Raw genomic sequence first — 910 nt, forward strand, 5'->3', positions numbered from 1 at the left:
CTGGCGGGTGCGATGGTCAAGCTCACCGAACACAAGAGCCTGTCGCACGAGACGGTTCGGCGGCGCCTGGCCGAGAATGGCCTCAAGCCCTGGCGCAAAGACGTGTGGTGCATTCCGCAGGTCGACGACGAATACGTCGCCCGCATGGAGGATGTGCTCGACCTCTATGCCGAGGCGCCCGACTCCAGACGGCCAGTGGTGTGCTTCGACGAAAGCCCGGTGCAACTCATCGGCGAGGTGCGTCAGCCGATCCCGGCCAAGCCCGGCAGGCTCGAACGTTACGATTATGAGTATCGTCGCAATGGCACGGTCAATCTCTTCGTTCTCCTCGACGTGCATCGTCCCTGGCGCAAGGTCAAGGTCACCGAGCGGCGAGCGGCAAGAGATTACGCCCAATGCATGCGTGATCTCGTCGACATCCATTATCCCGACGCCGAGATCATCCGGGTCGTCCAGGACAATTTATCGACCCACTCCGCCGGCGCCCTCTATCAGGCGTTCCCGCCCGCCGAAGCCAGGCGGATTTTGCGACGGCTCGAGTTCCACTACACCCCAAAACATGCAACATGGTCGAGATCGAAATCGGCGTCCTGCGGGGCCAGTGCCTGGATCGCAGGATCGACGACCCCAAGCGACTGCGCCGCGAAATCACCGCCTGGGAACGACAACGAAATGCCGCCCGCTCCCGCATCAGATGGATGTTCACAACAGACAAGGCTCGCACCAAAATGGCGGGCGCCTATCCCGCCACTTCCAAAGAGTCATAATCACTGTGACGAGATACTAGCCCGTCCTATTCGTGAGAGTGCGGCTTTTGGGCCCGATTGATGCGGCCGTACATCTGCTCTGACGAGGCGCACAGGATTGCCTTCGGCTTTTCACCGCCTGACGACCGGTACTTTGCAACGCG

Annotated in this window: 1 pseudogene; it reads left to right on the forward strand. The window is 61.0% G+C overall.

Going from position 1 to position 910, the window contains the following annotated elements:
• Positions 1-767: pseudogene (locus AC066Y_RS43250) on the forward strand (IS630 family transposase); the annotation flags it as partial.
• Positions 768-910 lie beyond the last annotated feature (143 nt).

The organism is Bradyrhizobium sp. USDA3010, from assembly GCF_056429065.1.